Raw genomic sequence first — 17,000 nt, 5'->3', positions numbered from 1 at the left:
GCGTCAGCCGTTGTACACGAATATCTCGAGGCTGATCTTGTTCAGGTCGTCGCCGCCCTGGAAGAAGCCGTCGTAGACCGCCTCGGCGAACTGTCCGCCCCACGCCTTCAGCACCTGGTCGTTGAACTGCTTGGCCACCGTCACGCCGCGCTGGATCTTGTTGGCGGGCGAGGTACCGAAGGTCAGCACCACGCCGACCTGCCGCCCGGCGAGCGGCCCGCCGAGCGCAGCGCGCATGTCCGACCGCATCGCGTCGATGCCGCCACGGTCGTTGCGCAGCAAGGCGTCCGTGTTCACGTTGATGTCCAGCTTCAGCGGCTGGGGCGCCAGTCCGCGTGGAGGGGCGGTCGTGGTCGGCGTCGGGGTCGTCGTTCGGGAGGGCGTCGGGGGGACTGACGGCTTCGGCGGGGGCGGGCTCGGCCGGGCGTTGACCGTGGTCGCCACGAACACCATCACGACCAGGGCCAGCATGAGGTCGGCGAACAGCCATCCCGCGCTGCCGAACAGCACATCGCCACCGCGCCTGGTCCGCGTGCCGCGCACGGCCTCAGCCCCGCCTGATCCAGGGGAAGCGCCGCGGCGGCAGGCCGCCCATGGCGGCCGCGGCGTTCTGCATCTCCAGGGCCGCCTGCCCGAGGGCACTGGTGGTTTCGACCAGATTCGTGTCCACGGCGGCCAGTCGCGCGCTCGACGAGTTCAACTGCACGGTGATGGTTTCCAGATCGGCGCGCAGCCGGTCACTGAGCAGCGTGCTCACGTTCTGCATGGAACTGGCGGCGGTGCCCATGCTGCGCGCGCTTTCCGTCACCTGCTCGATGAAATGCTGCTGCGACCCGTCGATGTTCCGCAGGTGGGTTTCGATGGATTCGGCGATGTCGGTGTAGGACTTGGCGCTCTCGCCGAGCACGGTGGCCGCCACCCCGACGTCCGAAGTGACCGCGACAAATGCGGCGGTGTTCTCCTGGTACGCCTCGTAGCTGCGGGAGAACGACTCGACGTTGGCCTGGAATTGTTCAACCAGCGGCGCCAGTTGTTCGTTGACCAGTGTCCGGTCCTCGGTCACCGCGGAGTTCAGCACCGCGACCGCTTCCGTGGCCACCCGGGTGACCATTTGCTCATTGGCCTGTTGCAGCGAGTCCAGCGTCTTTCCGATCTGCTCGGCCAGCAGGCCGAGCAGCTTCTCGGATTCGGTGTGCACCGAGGCCAGGTTGTCGTTCGCCTTGTCGACGGCTTCCTTGGTCGCCTCGAAAAGCTCGGCGGTCTGCTGACGCGCCTCTTGGAGCACTTCACGGGCCGCCAGCCCCCATTCCTCCGCGTTGGCCGGCGCCTGCGACGCGTGGTCCGCCATGGCGACCGCAAGCGAACTGACCGCGACGTCGACTTGCTCGGCGACGCGCTCGTATTCGCTCGCGGCGGCTTGTTCCCGAACGTGCGCCTGCCAGGTCAGCCAGACGACCCAGCCGATCAGGGCCGCGTCCAGCACCGCCACCACGCCGTAGAACGGCAGCAGCGCGACGCCCTCGCCCAGCAGCACCGCCACGCCGATCGACAGCCAGGTCAGCAGAATCGGCGCCAAGGCGACCTGATTGCGCTGGGCGTGCAGCCGGCGCACCGGCGCGTTTTGTACGTCGTCCAACTCCGCGAGCGCCCGCTCCGGCGCTATCAACCGCTCGATCACCGGGAACGGCAGCGCGGAGACCGCCTGGTCGACGCGGCGCACGCGGCACGCGGCGGTCTTCGCGCCGGATTTCTCCAGCTCCGCGCAGAGTGCGGAAAGCTTCTCGGCGGCTCCCGCCGCTTCCCCTCCAAGTTTCTTGACTTCCGGAAAGCCCGTGGTGGTTTCGTCGGTCGAGTCGTCGATCGCGCTGGTCAAAGGTCGCCACCGCACCTCGGTGGCGAACAACTGTTCACGTTCAGACTGCTACCTCCGGAACAATCGGCGGCGTTCCCCGCAACACCGCCGATCGAGTGCAGTTTCCTGGCCATGTGACCGGCAGCATGGTTAGCTTACAGCCCAGTGATGCACGCTGTGGTCAGGTTGACGAAAGCCGCCGGACATCGGGGGAACCGCCCGGCCGGCCGGTCACGCGGCCGCCGCGTCGCGGTTCGTGGCCGGGTGACCTTGGTACGCACACCCGGTTTCGCAGAGAGGGATCACGCAATGGGACGGCCGTCGCCGCATGCGGAGTTGATTTTCGATCACGACATCAGCGCGGAGCTGACGGCGGAGCTGGAGTCCTCGTTCCGGGAACTGGGCTTCGTCACGAAAGTGCGCCGGCGCCTGACCCACCGCGGGCCGAACGAACTCACCTGGCTGATGCTCGCCGCCCTGCCGCTTCAAGCCTTTCTCACCGGTATCGGAAGCGAGGCCGTCAAGGACCTGTACGCCAAGACCAAGAAGCTGACCCCGTTCGGCAAGAAAGGTGAAAAGGCCACCAAGCAGGTGCCACTTGTGCTACGGGACACGGCGACCGAACTGACCATAATCATGGAGGCCGATTTGCCGGCCGACGCGATCAAGAAACTGGTCGGCCTCGACCTGGCCGCGTACCGGACCGGGCCGCTGCACTACGACCGGCACCAGGAGAAGTGGCGCTCGGAGCTCGACGAAGCCGAGGGCTGAGCCGGAGCCATGATCGAAGTGGGCAGCCACCCAACGGTGCTCGAGCTGGTGCGATCGGCCATCGCCGACGGCGAGCGGGCGCTGGCCGGCCATGACCCCCGCGCCGCCGAGGACGCCTTCACCGCCGCACTCGGCCACCTCGGCGAACTGGACGGTAGCGGCGAGACGGCCCACGACTTCGCCGCGGCCGCCCACATCGGGCTCGGCCGCGTGCACCTGGCCGACAACGACATCCGGGCCGCGGACCTGCGGTTCGACCGCGTCCAGCGACTGCTGCCGACCAGCCCGGACGGCTTCTACTGGGCCGGGTGCGCCGCCGCTCACGCCGCTGCCCACCGGCGTGCCGAGTGGCTGCTGACCGCTGCGCTCGACCGGGACCCCCGGCACGGCCGGGCTTATCTGCAGCGGGCCTACGTCCGGCTGCGGCAGGGGCGGGCCGATGTGTCCCTGCCTGATCTGCTCGCCGCTGCCGACCACCATGCCGTCGACGACAACACGCGGCTGCTGACCGCGGCGCTGCTGCTGCAACGCGGGGAGACCACGCGGGCGGCGGCCATCGCGGCCGATGTCCCGCCCAGCGCCGACGCGGCGGCGATCCTCGGCATGGCGCTGTGGCACCAGGGAAAGTTCGAGACCGCGGCGACCGAACTCGACCGTGCCGTCGCGGGCGGCTGCCACGACGACGCCGTGCTGCTGCACCACGGCCTGGCCCTCCTGCAGCGCAACGACTTCGACGCGAGCATGGCCGTCTGGCAGCGGCTTCGGGGCGCCCATCCGAACGACCTGGCCGACCTCGTCGAGGAGACGAACCTGCGGGACGCGATGCTGGCCGTCGCCCGGGGCGACTGGGACCGGGCCCGCACCCGGCTGCGCGCCGGCGGCCCGCGCGGCCTGCGCTACCTTGCCGTGCTCGAGTTCCGCGACGGCCGGCACGCGCCGGCGGAGCGGTACTGGCAGCAGACGCTGGCCACGACGACGGATCCCGTCAGCCGCTTCGGGCTGGCCATGAGCGCGATACGCAACGCCGAACCGGCCGATGCCGAACTGCGGGACCTGTGCGCCGACCCGGGAACACCGGACCGGATCCGGCGGTTGGCCGGCCGTGTCCTGGCCGCACTCCGGATCCGGGGCGGCGACTGGCCGGCCGCGGTGGAGATCCTCGAATCGGCCGGAGGCGTGGACTGGCCGGCGGTGCTGGCCGAGGCCCGGTATCGCGCCGGCGGGAACGACGCGTGGCCGCACCTCGCGGACGCCGATGCAGCGGACGTACCCGGGAGCCGGGCCGGACGTGAACGCACGCTTCTCCGCTGCGCCGACGGCGTCGCCGCGGCCCGCCGTGGCGACTGGCCGGCGGCAGCCGACGCACTACCCGATCACGTCGACGGTGACCTGGTGCTGCTCAAGGCCGTCGCGTACGTGCTGAGCGACCGGCGCGCGCACGCGGCGGCGCACCTGGCCCGAGCCGCCGTCCGGGCGCCGGCCGATCACCGGAACAGCCACGCTCAGACCGTGCTGCACCTGCACACGCTCAGCGCCACGCCGGACCGGTCGCCGGATCTCCTCGACTGGCCCGGTTGCCTCGGCGCGTCGGTGTCGGTGCTGTACGACGAGGGTTTCTGGATCCGCTGGCGGACACGGGCGGCCCGGCGATACCGCTGCCTCGTGCCCGAGGACGCGATCCACACCGCGCGATCGGCGCTGGAGGAGCTCATCGAACGACGGCTCCCCTCCGATGACCTCGGACTGCTGCTGCGCCGGGAACGCGCCGCGGCGGCACTGCTCGCGCGACTGGGCGGGCTTCCGGACGCCGACCCGGCCGGTCCGGCGCTGGTGTGCGGGCCTCTGCGGATCGCGGAGCTCGGCCTCGAGCGGCGGCTCGGTGAGTTCCTCCTCAGCCGGCCCGCGGCCGAGGAGGACACGGTCCAGTTGTTCCGGCAGTTCTCCGAGCTCGGCTTGGCCGTCGCCAGGCTGGAGGTCGGGCGGCCACGAGCCGCCGCGCTGACCGCCTTGGACCTGCGCTGCCCGTCCTGCGCGCGGACCGGCGGCCGGACCCATCCGGCGATGATCTCCGAACCGCTGCTGTGCGAACCGGAGTGCCCGGAGTTCGACCGCCGCAATCCCGCGTTCAGCCGGTGCCGGGACAAGCACGACGAACTGGCCCGGGCCAGCGCGGAACTGGCCGCGCGGACCCTGCTCGACATCGCGCGGGGCGACATCACCAAGCCCGTGACGGACCTGGCCGACGCCCGGCGGTGCTGGCGTGGCGCGATCACCCTGGCCATGCGGTTCAACCACCGGAACGCCATTCTCCACGAGGTGGCCGACGAAGCGCTGGGACGAGCCCTCGTGCTGGCGAAACGCAACGACCACGCAGAGGCGATCGCCGTGCTCGACGCGGTGTTGGCGGTCATCCCGGCCAAGGACGGCACGGAGCGCGACCGCGTGGAAAGCGAACTGGCCTTCCTGTTGAACGCCAGGGGTGTCGACCTGTTCGACGAGTCCCCCGCGAACGACGAGCAGGCGCTGGCCGCTCTGCGGCGGGCGGTGGGGCTGCGCCCGGACCTGCCGCTGCCGCGGTTCAACCTCGGCACGCTGCTCAGCGTGCTGTCCTCCCGCGCCTTCCAGCGGTTCGACGTCGAGGCCAGCGTTCGCCTGCTGACCGAGGCGGTCGACCAGTTCGAGGCAGGCGCCGCCATGCACGGCACGGAGAAGTTCCGTGATGCGCTCGACCGGGCCAGGCGGAAGCTGGGCGGGGTGCTCGAGGAATACGAAGACCGGCGACGGGATGCGGAGTCGTGACGCCCGTGCGGGAATTCGAGGAACTTCGGCTTCGCGTTCGTCAGATCGGCGCGCAGCGCTACCTCGTGCTGGCCAACGGCGCCACCCAGGGCGTGCGCGCCGCCCGGATCGGCGCCGAGGCGGCCGGGCTGCGCGCCGAACTGAACCGCCTCATCGACATCGAGACCGGCAACGCGCCGACCGGCTCGGCCAACACCACGACCGGTCTGCGGCGGCTGGGCCAGTCCGTGTACGACCTGCTTTTCGACGGCGCGCTCACCGACTGCGTGCGGCGGGCGCGGGCGGCGGCCGACCGGCGGGGACTGGGCCTGCGGCTGCGCTTCGACCTGCCGGCCGCCCTGCAGGCGCTGCCGGTGGAGACGTTGTGCTCGCCGTCGGAGCAGCCCGAGCAGACCTTCGCGCTCGACGGCAACCTGTCGATCGCCCGGTCGCTGCGCGGCAGCCCGGACAACTGCCGCCTGCCGGCCGGTGACGACCTGCCGGATGTCCTGCACCTGCTCATCGCCATCGCCGCCCCGCACGACCAGGACCTGCCGGCCATCGACGCGGCCGCGGAACTGGCCGAGCTGGCCGACCTGCCGCCCTTTCTCGTGCAGACCCACGTCATCCGCCACACCACCCGGGCCGACATCGAGAAGTGGCTGACCGACAACGCCGGACTGCCGACCGCGGTGCTGCTGATCGCGCACGGCGGTTACCAGGAGGACAGCGGCGAGGGCGTCGTCATCCTGGAGGCCAGGGACGGCACCGCCGACGTGGTGCCCGGCCATGTGCTCAGCGGCATCCTCGTGCGCGCCCGGAAGTTGCGCCTGATCGTGCTGAACCTCTGTTTCGGCGCCCGGAACTCCGCCCGGGAGCCGTTCGCCGGGCTCGCCCAGGCCATGGTCGGCCGGGGCATCCCGGCCGTCGTCGCCATGCAGGGGCTGGTGACCGACCGGGCGGCCGGCGTGTTCGGGCCGAAGCTGCTCACCGGCATCTGCGCGAACAACTCGGTGGACGAGGCGATGACCTCGGCCCGGCATCACATCGCCAATCTGCCGGGGCACACGGCGATCGAATGGGCCACTCCCGCGCTGTTCCTGCACCCGGCCTGCGGCCTCGGCTGGCTGTTCAAGGTCCGGGAGGTGCGGGACGACGACGAGTCGACCGATCCCCTGCGGGCCGGCGAGGAAGCGCTCGGCCGGCTCCGCGCCCAGGGCAACATCCGGCCGGCGATCGCCGTCGCGGCCGCGCGGTTCCTGCGGCTGCGTCAGGATTGGCAGCAGGTGGAGAGCATCGCGAAGGCCGCCCAGGGAACGCCCGAACAGGCGCAGCTCGTCGCGGAAGCCCGGTTGGAGCTCGCCTGGCCGGACGTGGAACGCGTGTGCGACGCGCTCGCCGAGGCCGACCACGACTCGGCGCAGAGGCACCTCGACCAGGCGCGCAATCTGGTGCCCGACCCGGTGTTGCGCCTGCTGACCGGCGAGATCGCCGCGGCGCGCAAGGTCGGCGACCAGCTCGACCAGGCCCGCAAGGCGGCGGCCGACGGCGACTGGAAGTCCGCCGTGGACCGGTACCGGCGGATCGAGCGCGAACAGCCGGCCGGCGCTCGTGACGTCACGACGGAACTCGGTGCCGCGCAGCAGGAAATCGCCCTGGCGGAGCACTACGCCGAACTGCTCGCCCAGCACGAGGCGGAGCACTGGGAGGCCGCGCTGGCCGAGGCCTCGGCCATCCTCGGGATTCGCGAAAGCGGTTATCGGGACACCGAAGTCCGGGTCGGCTACCTCACGGCCAGGCTGGCGGAGACGCAGGCCCGCTGGTCGGACGCCGTCAGTGGGTACGCCGCGTGCCAAGGCTTCGCCGACGCACCGGGCCGGTCGGCCCACGCGCACGGTCACGCCCTCATCGACCTCGGCGACTGGCCGGGGGCGGAGAACCACTTCCGTGCGGCGGTCGCGCTCGGCGTCGACGACGACCACCTGGCCGGCTACGCGGCGGCCCGGGTCGCCGAGGACGCCGGCCGCTGGGCGGCGGCGCGGCAGACCTACGCCGGTCTGCCGGACACCATGCTCGACGTCGGCGCGCGCCGGAGGTACGTGGACGGCATGCTCGCCGACAGCCGGGACGACTGGCCCGGCGTCACCGACGGTTTCGCCGAGCTGCCGGATGATTTCGCCGACGGCGAGGTGGGCCGCCGGCGGCAGTTCGCCCGGGCCGAGCTGGCCGGGGAACGCGAGGACTGGCGCGCCGTGCTCACCGGGCTCGGCGCGACACCCGATGCCTATCGCGGCGGATCGGCCGGCGTGCTCCGCTGGACCGCGCGGGGCCGGCTGGCCGAGGACAGCGACGACTGGGCCCGGGCGGTGGAGTGCTACGCGACGGTGCCCAGCACCGGCGAACTGGAGCTGGCTCGACGCTATGCGACCGGCCGCCGGGACGAGCACGACGGCGACTACGCTGCCGCGCTCGACACATACGGCACCCTGCCGCGCGACCACCGCGACGTGCGGCTGCGGATCGGCTACGTCACGGCTCGCGCGTCGGAACTGGCGTCGGACTGGGCCCACGCCGCCGACTTGTATTCCGAGCTGCCGAACGACTTCCTGGATGTGCCCACCCGGCGGCGCTATGCCACGCTGCGGGCCGCGATCGCGGCGGGGCGATGGACGGAGGTCGCCGACGCCGGCGACGCCTACTCGGACACCTTGACGCTCGCCGCCTACGCACGCGGCCGCTTGGCCGAGGAGCGGACCGACTGGGGCGCTGCGATCGTCGCGTACGAGTCGTGCGGCGACCACGCCGACGCGGCCGGCCGCGCCGACTACGCCCGGGGACGGCGATGGGACGCCGCCGGCCAGTGGTCCCGGGCGAAGGCCGCCTACGACCGGGCGGCCGCCTCCGGTCGCGACGTGCGGCACCGCCGGGAGCGGCTCGACTTCCTGCTGGCCGAACTGCCGTTCGCGGAGGGGATCGCCGAGGCGACGCTGGTCGCGGACCCGGTGATGCTGCGGGAGCCCACTTTCCCCTATCTGGCCCTGGATTCGGCCGGCGTGAGTCCGGCGTCCCCGACCGAGGTGGTCGCCGACGCCACGTTCATCCTGATGGAGCGGGGCGTCATCAGCTGGCGGGAGCGGATGGCCTGGGACCAGCTGCGCACGCCGGCGAAACGGTTGCTGGTGGATGCGCGGATGTACCGGCTGCGCGAGCCGGAGGCACTGCGCCGGGCACTGGCCACGATGGACTCGGCTGAACGGGCCCCGCTGTCCTGGCTCTGCGCGCGGCTGCCGGGCGACGCTCCGCTGCTGACCTTGCTCGCCGGTGACCGGCCCCGGGCGACCGCGCTGTGGCAGACCCGGCTCCGTGCGCGGCCGGATGACCAGCACGACGCGCACTGTCTCGGCCTGACGTCGTTCTGGCACGCCCAGGACCTCGAGGAGGCCGGCGCGTGGGAGCTGGCCGCTCCGGTGTGGCGGACCGCGCTGGCCTGCCTGGCGACGGTGCTCACCGATGACGAGTTCTGGACCGGCTGGCGACAGGGCCGGGCCGCGTGTTACGGCCACGCGGTCACCCCGGCCGACACCGCGCTGCTGCGCATCGAGCTCGGCCGGTACTTGATCGGCGTGCTGACCGGCCACGCGGACCGGCACGCCAACGCGGGACAGCAGGCGGAGGCGGACCGGTACCAGGAGCTGGTGTTCCGGTTCGAGGCGGAGCTCGATGCGGCTCAGTGCCTGAAGGAGGCCGGCGGGCTACCGCTGCGCGGCGGCGAGGGCCGGCTCAGCTGCGGTCCCGAATACCTCCGGCTGGTCGGTCTTTCCCGGGAGCTGGGCGAGTTCATCGCCGGGGAACACCAGAGGGAGTCCGACGCCGACGGCCGCTCGGGCCTGCGGGGCCGGCTGCGCTGCGCCTTCTCCGGCCTGTCCGCGGCTTCGTCCTTTTTGGACCACCACCGCTTCGAGCGGGCGCTGCGGGCGCTGCCGGACTACCACCGGCTGCGACGGCGCGAACTGCCGGAGGACTGCGCGGGACCGGCCCGGCACGGCGGCGTCGGCGACTGTCCGCACTGCCGGGAGTTCGTGGCGCACGATCCGGCGTACACCTACCTGCCGAGACGTCGATCCCGGATGCTGGTGGACGCGGTCGGGCTCGCGGTGCGGGCCCGGCTGTCGATCGCCCGGGACCTGCTGGCCGGCCGGCAGCTCGACCCGGCCATCGCCGGGCTGGCCGGCGCGATCGACATCGCCGACAACGCGCAGATCGGCGTCCGGGCCCGGGAGGCGACGTCGCGGATGATCATCGGCCGGGCCGACGTGCTGGCCGAGTCGACCGCGGGCAGCTGTGCCGGTCTCGACGAGGCGATCGAGCTGGTGGAGCGGGCCCTTCCCGCCTTCGGCGATCCCATCCGGACCGCGCTCACCAGGAAACTCGCCGCCCTGTTGGTCGACCGCGGTGTCTGGCACGGCTCGGCCTGCGCCGAATTCGGCCTGCCGGCCGATCTCGCCCGCGCGGTCGGCGAGCTGCGCCGAGCCCTCCGGCTCGATCCCGATTCGGCCTGGGTGCGCTACAACCTCGTCCAGGGCCTGCTCCACTACTCCGGCCGCCTGACCGCGGCCGCCGACAAGCTGGCGCCGCTGTTCGAGGCCTTGTCCGGGGTGCACGGCGTGATCGACCAAGCCGGTCCCACCGGCCGGCTGCGCTGGGTGCTGGGACAGACGGTCGACGCGATCGGAGAGGCGGTACTCGGCCGCCTGCCCGCGGCCGAACTGCACCGGCTGATCCAGTCGTTCGACGGGGACCCGGCCGCGGACCTGACCGGGCCGGCCCAGGCCCGGGCACTGGCCGGGCAAGCCGACCGCAGGCGGGCCGCCGGCGATCTGAGCCTGTGCGTGCACTACCTGGTCATGGCCGTGCGCGCGGATCCGTCGGACGAGCGGTATCGCGTCGATCTGCTCGCCGCGCTGGAGGAACTGCTGGGCGAAGGAGGACCCGCCGATGATTGAGGATCCGCTGACCAGGTGGCCGGGCCGGTTCCCCTACCGGGTGCTGGCCGGCTTCGGCATCACGCCGCGGTCCACGCAGGCCGAGGTCAAGGACGTCGTGTTCACCCTGATGGCCGAGGACATGATGAACCCGACCACCCAGCGGGCGGCCGACGAGCTGCGTGACCTGGCCGGCCGGCTGCTGGCCGATCTCCTGCTTTACGACGTCGGCGAGGAGGCCGAGCTCGACCGGCTGGACGAGCGCATCGCCCACGAGCTGGCCGACCCCGGCGAGCCCGCGGAGGTGACCGAAGCGCTCACCACGATTCCGGTCGAGCTCCTGGAAGGTCTCGCCGACGAGCTCGCCGAGGAACCGAATCCGCCGGCCGGTCCGGGCGCCTTCCCCACCTCGTCGTTCCTCGACCGACTCATCCGGTTCGACCGCTGACCCCCCCCGGGAGACAAGGGCGATGGACACCGCCGAGCGATTTCTGCTGCGTGAGCTCACGCGGCTCGACCTGGACACCGAAGCACTGGTCGCGGGGGTCACGGACGTTCTCGACGCGCTCAGCCGGCCGCTGGACGACGACGTCGGCATCAGCAGCCCGGCCGTCCTGCGCACCACCGTGGACCGGCTGGCGACCGTGCTGTCCGCGCACAGCGCCGTCGAGCTGATCGGCCGGCGCGGCGAACTCGCCGCGCCGGAGACGCACCACGTGGTCGAAGCGAGTGACACGACGGACCTGCCGGCCGACACGGTTCTCAAGGTCATCGAACGCGGCGTCCGCTACCGGGGTCACCTGCTCCGCCCGGCGTCGGTCATCGTTTCATCGGGAAAGGGCATCCAGTCATGACCGCAATCGGCATCGATCTCGGCACCACGAACTCGGTGGTCGCCACCTACACCCCGGAGAACGACCGCACCCGGGTGGTGACCGTCGGCGGCTCCCGCTCCACCCCGTCGGTCGTCGGGCTGCGAGAACACAACGGCCAGCGGGAGATCCTGGTCGGCCAGAACGCGCTGAACTGGGGCAAGCGCGACCCGCGGAACACGATTCTGTCGGTGAAGCGGCTCATGGGCCGGGACTTCGAAGACCCGTCGGTCCAGCAGGCGCGTTCCCGGCGCAGCTACCGGATCGTGCCCGGTCCCGACGAGGATCCGCGGGCGCACGTCGTCCTCGGCGACACGGTCCACACCCCGGCCGAGGTGTCCACGTTCATCCTCGAACGGCTGAAGACCGCGGCGTCGGACACCCCGGTCACGCACGCCGTGATCACGGTGCCGGCCTACTTCCACGAGACGCAGCGCGCCGCCACCCGGGAGGCCGGCGAGCGGGCGGGGCTGGTGGTCAAGCGGATCATCGACGAGCCGACCGCCGCCGCGGTGGCGTTCGGCGTCGAACTCGGCGAGCGGGACCGGCGGCGGGTGCTCGTCTACGACCTCGGCGGCGGCACCTTCGACATCTCCGTGCTCAACATGACCCGGGACAAGCAGGGTCGCCCACACCTCCAAGTCATGGAGTTCAACGGGGACACCTGGCTCGGCGGCGACGACTTCGACAGTCTCATCGTGGACGAGATCGTCGACTGGGTGAAGCGCGAAGGCGAGGTCGACCCGTCCGGCGACGCCGGGTTCATGTTCCTGGCCCGGACCGAGGCGGAGGCGGCCAAGCGGTTCCTCAGCGACAACAGCTCGGCCGACATCACCATCGGGCACGCCTACAAGGTGGCCGGCGACTACCTCGACGTCACGATGACGCTGACCAGGTCGAGGTTCGACGAGCTCATCGAGCCGCTGGTCGAGCGGACGATCACCCTCGTGGAGTCGGTGCTCACCAGCCAGCGGCTGGACAAGTCCGACATCTCCGACGTGCTGCTGGTCGGCGGCGCGACGCTGACCCCGAAGGTGTACGAAGCCGTGGAGGAGCTGTTCGGCAAGGCCAAGGTACGCCGCGACGTCGACCCGATGGAGTGCGTCGCGATCGGCGCCGGGATCCTGGCCAGCACGCTGCACGGGGTGGAGTGCCAGTCGTGCAAGGCGGTGAACGACGAGTCGGCCGACACGTGCGCACAGTGCCGGCACTCGCTGATCACCGCGCCGTCCGCGGGCGACACGAAGATCCACGACGTCACCGGCATGGCGCTGGGCGTCAACGCGGTCAAGGGTTCACACCGGGACGCCTTCGTGCCGATCATCCCCAAGAACACGCCGTACCCGATGAGCGAGCCGATGGTGCACAGCTTCGGGGTGACCGACGGCCGGCTCATCCGGGTGCCGGTCTACGAGGGAGACGATCCGCTGGCCAGCCAGAACCACGAGCAGGGCGTGATCGAGTTCGAGCTGCCGGAGGCGATCGACGTCAACACGCGCGTGGACGTGGCCTTCATGTTCGACCGCAACCGCGAGCTGCACGTCACGATCACCGTCCCCGACGTCGGCCTGGAGCACAACAAGAAGCTGCGCATCGACGCCCCGCGAACGAAGCCAGCACCCGCCCCGCCGCCGGCCGAGAACGACGAGGCAGCCCAGCGGGCGGACCTGACCTTTGCCTTGGAAGCGGCCAAGGTCTTCCTGCACGACTACGTCGAGTACCTTGATCCCGAGCAGAAGAAGAAGGTCACCGGCGATGTGACCCAGGCCGAGCAGGCGTTGATCTTTGCCGAACCCGGCGAATGCCGGCGGATGCTCGCCGTGCTGGAGTCGGACCTGTTCAGCTCCGGGCTCGCGTCCGCGCTGTACCTGGCCGATCGCGCCGCCGCGCGGGCCGGCAAGGCGGAGAAGGAGCAGCTCGGCCAGACCATCCGCAGCGTCCGCGACGCCCACAGCGAGGGCCGCCAGGGCGTGGTGAAGGAGCAAGTGCGGGTGCTCAAGGTGTTGGTGGCCAACAGCCTGAACCGGCAGGAGGTCGCCGAGATCCACGATGCGGAGGACTATGCCGGGCTGCTCAAGCTGCTCGAGTCCTGACGTCAGGAGTGGGCTGTGACCGTCGTCCATCTCGGTGTCGACCTGGGCAGCACGGGGCTGCGTGCCGCGTACGCGGCCTCCGGTGCCGCCGCGACCACCGTCACGCTGGCCGGCGCGGAGTGGCCGTGGCTGCTCTGCGAACCGGCGGCCGGTGGCATCCCGGTGTCGTTTCCCAGCGTGAAGAGCCGGCTGGGCGGCGAGCCGACCGAGTCCGGCGTCGACCCGGCCGCCGTGGTGGCCAAGGCGCTGGGCGTGGTGCGCGCGGGCATCCTGCGCGAGCCCGGCACGAGCATCGGCCACACCGTGATCAGCGTGCCGGCCCGGTTCTTCACCGCGCAGCGAAGCGCGCTGCTGGCCGCCGCCGACGACGCCGGGCTCACCGACGTCAGGCTGATCACCGACACCGTCGCCGCGGTGGTCGAACAGTCTGCCGGCACCCGCACCGGCACCTACCTGGTGTACGGAATGGGGTACGGCGGCTGCGAATTCGGCTTGGTCCGGACCGTGCGCGGCACCTACCGCGTGCTCGGGTACGAGGGGGCTGCCACCCCGGACGGCGCCACCCTCGACGCACTCATCCTGCGCAGCTGGCTGACCGCGCTCAGGCAGCAACAGGTGACACCGCACGGAGGGCACCACGGCGACGTCGACTGGCCGCGGCTGCGGCGGTTCGCCGAGCAGGTCAAACTGCGGCTCACCGCCGGCGAATCGGTGTTGTTCCCCCGTGCCGTGCCGGCGGCCGGCGGTGAACTGCACGTCCAGTTCGACCAGTCGTCGTTCAACCGGCACGTGCAGGCCGTGGTCACCGGCACGCTCGACCGGGTGGCCACGCTGCTCACCCGGGCCGACCTGAACGCGGCCGCGGTCGACGTCGTGACGCTGATCGGCGGCAGCACGGCCATGCCGATGCTGCGCGAGGTCCTCGGTGGGCTCGGCCGTCCACTGGCCGGCACCGAGGACGACCACCTCGCCCGCGGTGCGTTGCGCCACGCACACGAACTCGGCCGCCGCCCGGTTCCGGCCTATGACGAGCCCGAACCCGCGGCCGAGCCACGCAAGGCCGACCAGACGCCGTCACTCTCCCCGCTGGCGGCGACCGTGCTGACCGCCCCGGGACAAGCCGCCGCCTCGGCTCCGAAGTCCACTTTGTCCGGAGTGCGCCAGTTGATCAGCGCCGGCCGGCTGGACGCCGCGCGAGACGAGTTGCGCGAGCTGATCGGCGAAGCCCAGGGCCTGCTGGCCGAGATCGACACCGCCCGGCCGGAACCCGCCCGGGCGGCGACCGCGGGCGAACGGATCGCCACCGCACGAAGGTTCTTCGAGGAGGGGGACCACACCAGGGCGATCGCCATGGCGCACTTGGCCTGGCAGGCGGATCCGCACGACGTGGACGTGTTCGAGGAGATGCTGGACCTGCACTGCGCCGCGGCCATGGCCAACCCGACCATCGCCAGTTTCGAGGCCGACGAGCGCTTGCTGCGGTGCGCCCTGCACCACGACCACGCCAACGCGCGGATCCGCGCCCTGCTGGCGGAACGGAACTACCTCCAGGGCCGTGACCTGCTCCGCGCCGGCAGCCGCGAAGAGGCGAGACGGGGCCTGCAGACGGCACTGCACTGGGCCCCCGACCACCGTCCGGCGAGCAGCCTGCTTCGCGAGTCCGATCAGCGCCGAGTGCCTTGATCCCCCAACGATCGGCTCATCGACGCCCTGTCGCCCCGCGGCGACACACTCCTGGAGGCGGTCGAGCTGCTGCGCCCGCGTGCACAGGTGGCCGAACTGAGGTCGAGCAGCGGCTGCTCGACGACCTCGAGCGCCGCTGGCACACGGCGGCGTCACTACCGTCGACCCCGGTGGGGGTCACCCTCTGACGAGGCCCGAGGTCAGCGAGAACACCGCGCCGGCGCCGGATCGAGGGCGGGGTAGTGCTCCGCTTTTGCCCCGGCAGGAGTACAAGATCACGCCGCACGGCGAGCACCGAAGATCAACCCCCGGAACGCGGAAAATGCCTCCGACCAGCCCAGCGAGCTGGAACGAAGGGGTTCTGCGAAATTGGTGAGAGGACTGGCCGGGCCCGTCTCGAACATCTCAAGGGTCGGTCCGGTGTCGAGGTGTCGCTGGGAGTGGCGGGATGAGTGGTGGGGTCACCTGAGGAGCAGCTCAGCGTGGCGAGGCGCGCCAGCCGTGTTCGAGGATGGCGAACGCGGCTTCGATGGTGCGGACCGGATCTTCGGCGCGGATGGCGAGTGCCGAGGTTTCCAGCGCGAAGTGGGCCAGTGCGGCGCATCCGGCATCGGTTTCGGGGGTGCCGGTTTCGGCGGCGAGAGTGTGGCTGAGCGCCTCCTCGTGCCGCATCCACATCCGGCGCCAGTACTCGCTCAGTGCCGGCGTGCTGCGCACGAGGGTCATGAACTCCGACGCCCCGTCGGTGGCGGCGCCGCGCTCGGCGCGGGCCAGCGTGTGGTCCCGCAGCGCGGCGAGCACTGAAGTGCCCGGCGCGCGGTCGCGCACAGCGGCGATCAGGGCCTCCTCGATGTCGGCGTCTCGGTCGAAGACGAGGGATTCCTTGCTGGGGAAGTGTTTCTGCAGGGTCGTGGTGGACACGTCGGCGGCGTCGGCGATCTCGCGGACGCCCACGTTGTCGTAGCCGCGTTCGAGGAACAGCCGCAGGGCCGCGTCGGCCAGTGCCTGGTGGGTAGCCGCCTTCTTGCGCTCCCGCCTGCCCATCCCGGTCGTCATGCCTTGACGATACCACTAGTTATACGGTGTACTCAGTTGTACCGTGTCACCTTTGATCGAGGAGTTCCGATGACGGTTCGTGTTCCTGTTCTGATCAGCGGTGGCGGGATCGCCGGGCTGACCGCCGCTCTCCTGTTGCGGCGCGAAGGGGTGGATCCGGTGCTGGTCGAGAAGCACGCCGGTGTGTCGCCGCAGCCGAAGGCGCGCCGGTTCAACCCGCGCAGCACCGAAGTGTTCCGCCTGCTCGGCTTGGCGGGTGAGGTCGCCGAGGCGAGTGTGCCGCTCGCGTCGTTCACCGAGGTCCTGGCCGGTCCGACACTGGCCGCCGCTCGGGTGCGGGAACTGAGCGGGACCATGCGGGAACGGCGGCTGCAGCAGGCGAGGATTCCCGAGCTGAGCCCGGGACCGAACGTCCTGTGCCCGCAGGTCGTGCTGGAGCCGATCCTGCGCCGGGCCGCCGAAGAACGGGGCGTGTCCGTGCGGCTCGGCACCGAGTTGGTGTCCTTCACCCAAGACGACGACGGGGTGACCGCGCTGCTGAAGCCGGCGGACGGCGAGCCGTGCGAGCTGAGCGCGGACTACCTGATCGCCGCCGACGGCGCCCGCAGTCCCATCCGAACCGCACTGGGCGTCCCGCGCAGCGGCCACGGTCATCTCGCCGACAACCTCGACCTCTACTTCCGCGCCGATCTCACGGAGCTCGCGCGAGAAAAGCCGTTCAACCTGTGCGAGATCGACAACCCGGTGGTCTCGGGCGCCTTCCTCTCGGTCAACGGCACGGACCGCTGGCTGTTCTCGACGGCCGACTTCCCCGAGGCGCACACGCTCGGCGACGGCGACTGGCACGACCTCCTGCGCATCGTGACCGGCATCCCGGATCTCGACGTCGAACTGCTCAGCCGGTCGCCCTGGG

11 protein-coding genes are annotated in these 17,000 nt (G+C 71.4%); 8 read left to right on the top strand and 3 right to left on the bottom strand.

The genetic code is table 11. From position 1 onward, the window contains the following. Positions 1-3 precede the first annotated feature (3 nt). Together C2L58_RS24645 and C2L58_RS24640 are read right to left on the bottom strand one after the other, a co-directional pair. Positions 4-510: a hypothetical protein gene (locus tag C2L58_RS24645; protein WP_103339976.1), complete on the bottom strand. Its 507-nt coding sequence runs from the start codon at positions 508-510 to the stop codon at positions 4-6. 37 nt (positions 511-547) lie between these two features. Continuing rightward, positions 548-1,903: a hypothetical protein gene (locus tag C2L58_RS24640; RefSeq protein ID WP_146073667.1), complete on the bottom strand. Its 1,356-nt coding sequence runs from the start codon at positions 1,901-1,903 to the stop codon at positions 548-550. 258 nt (positions 1,904-2,161) lie between these two features. On the opposite strand from C2L58_RS24640, the gene C2L58_RS24635 reads away from it, so the two are divergent. From C2L58_RS24635 to C2L58_RS24605, 7 genes are read left to right on the top strand one after another with little or no spacing between them, the layout of a single operon-like run. Next, positions 2,162-2,623, top strand: a complete 462-nt coding sequence (locus C2L58_RS24635) for a hypothetical protein (protein WP_103339974.1) — start codon at positions 2,162-2,164, stop codon at positions 2,621-2,623. A 9-nt stretch (positions 2,624-2,632) separates the two neighbouring features. Then, positions 2,633-5,422 (top strand): hypothetical protein, encoded by a 2,790-nt coding sequence (locus C2L58_RS24630; protein WP_103339973.1) that lies wholly within the window; start codon positions 2,633-2,635, stop codon positions 5,420-5,422. Beyond that, positions 5,419-10,404 (top strand): CHAT domain-containing protein, encoded by a 4,986-nt coding sequence (locus C2L58_RS24625; protein WP_103339972.1) that lies wholly within the window; start codon positions 5,419-5,421, stop codon positions 10,402-10,404. Before C2L58_RS24630 ends, C2L58_RS24625 begins: the two co-directional genes overlap by 4 nt. Continuing rightward, positions 10,397-10,831, top strand: coding sequence for a hypothetical protein (locus tag C2L58_RS24620; protein ID WP_103339971.1), 435 nt, complete (start codon positions 10,397-10,399; stop codon positions 10,829-10,831). Before C2L58_RS24625 ends, C2L58_RS24620 begins: the two co-directional genes overlap by 8 nt. A 22-nt stretch (positions 10,832-10,853) precedes the next feature. Next, entirely contained in the window at positions 10,854-11,237 is a 384-nt protein-coding gene (locus C2L58_RS24615; RefSeq protein ID WP_103339970.1) for a nucleotide exchange factor GrpE, read from the top strand. Further along, a complete protein-coding gene (locus tag C2L58_RS24610) occupies positions 11,234-13,348 on the top strand; it encodes an Hsp70 family protein (protein ID WP_103339969.1) in 2,115 nt (704 codons plus the stop codon). Before C2L58_RS24615 ends, C2L58_RS24610 begins: the two co-directional genes overlap by 4 nt. 15 nt (positions 13,349-13,363) lie before the next feature. Next, positions 13,364-15,031 (top strand): Hsp70 family protein, encoded by a 1,668-nt coding sequence (locus C2L58_RS24605; RefSeq protein ID WP_103339968.1) that lies wholly within the window; start codon positions 13,364-13,366, stop codon positions 15,029-15,031. A gap of 477 nt (positions 15,032-15,508) precedes the next feature. On the opposite strand, the gene C2L58_RS24600 is transcribed toward C2L58_RS24605, so the two are convergent. Beyond that, positions 15,509-16,087: a TetR/AcrR family transcriptional regulator gene (locus C2L58_RS24600; protein ID WP_103339967.1), complete on the bottom strand. Its 579-nt coding sequence runs from the start codon at positions 16,085-16,087 to the stop codon at positions 15,509-15,511. 69 nt (positions 16,088-16,156) lie between these two features. Here C2L58_RS24600 and C2L58_RS24595 point away from each other — a divergent pair. After that, a partial coding sequence (locus C2L58_RS24595) for an FAD-dependent monooxygenase (RefSeq protein ID WP_158264163.1) occupies positions 16,157-17,000 on the top strand: 844 nt, incomplete at its 3' end.

It is taken from the genome of Amycolatopsis sp. CA-126428 (genome assembly GCF_002904335.1).
Taxonomy (GTDB): Bacteria; Actinomycetota; Actinomycetes; order Mycobacteriales; family Pseudonocardiaceae; genus Amycolatopsis.
The sequence above is the reverse complement of the archived record's forward strand: the minus strand, read 5'-3'. Positions and strand labels throughout refer to the sequence as shown.

Coding starts and splice junctions, on each gene's coding strand:
- C2L58_RS24620 (WP_103339971.1), top strand. CDS start 10,397: ATGATTGAGGATCCGCTGACCAGGTGGCCGGGCCGGTTCCCCTACCGG.
- C2L58_RS24635 (WP_103339974.1), top strand. CDS start 2,162: ATGGGACGGCCGTCGCCGCATGCGGAGTTGATTTTCGATCACGACATC.
- C2L58_RS24610 (WP_103339969.1), top strand. CDS start 11,234: ATGACCGCAATCGGCATCGATCTCGGCACCACGAACTCGGTGGTCGCC.
- C2L58_RS24600 (WP_103339967.1), bottom strand. CDS start 16,087: ATGACGACCGGGATGGGCAGGCGGGAGCGCAAGAAGGCGGCTACCCAC.
- C2L58_RS24630 (WP_103339973.1), top strand. CDS start 2,633: ATGATCGAAGTGGGCAGCCACCCAACGGTGCTCGAGCTGGTGCGATCG.
- C2L58_RS24615 (WP_103339970.1), top strand. CDS start 10,854: ATGGACACCGCCGAGCGATTTCTGCTGCGTGAGCTCACGCGGCTCGAC.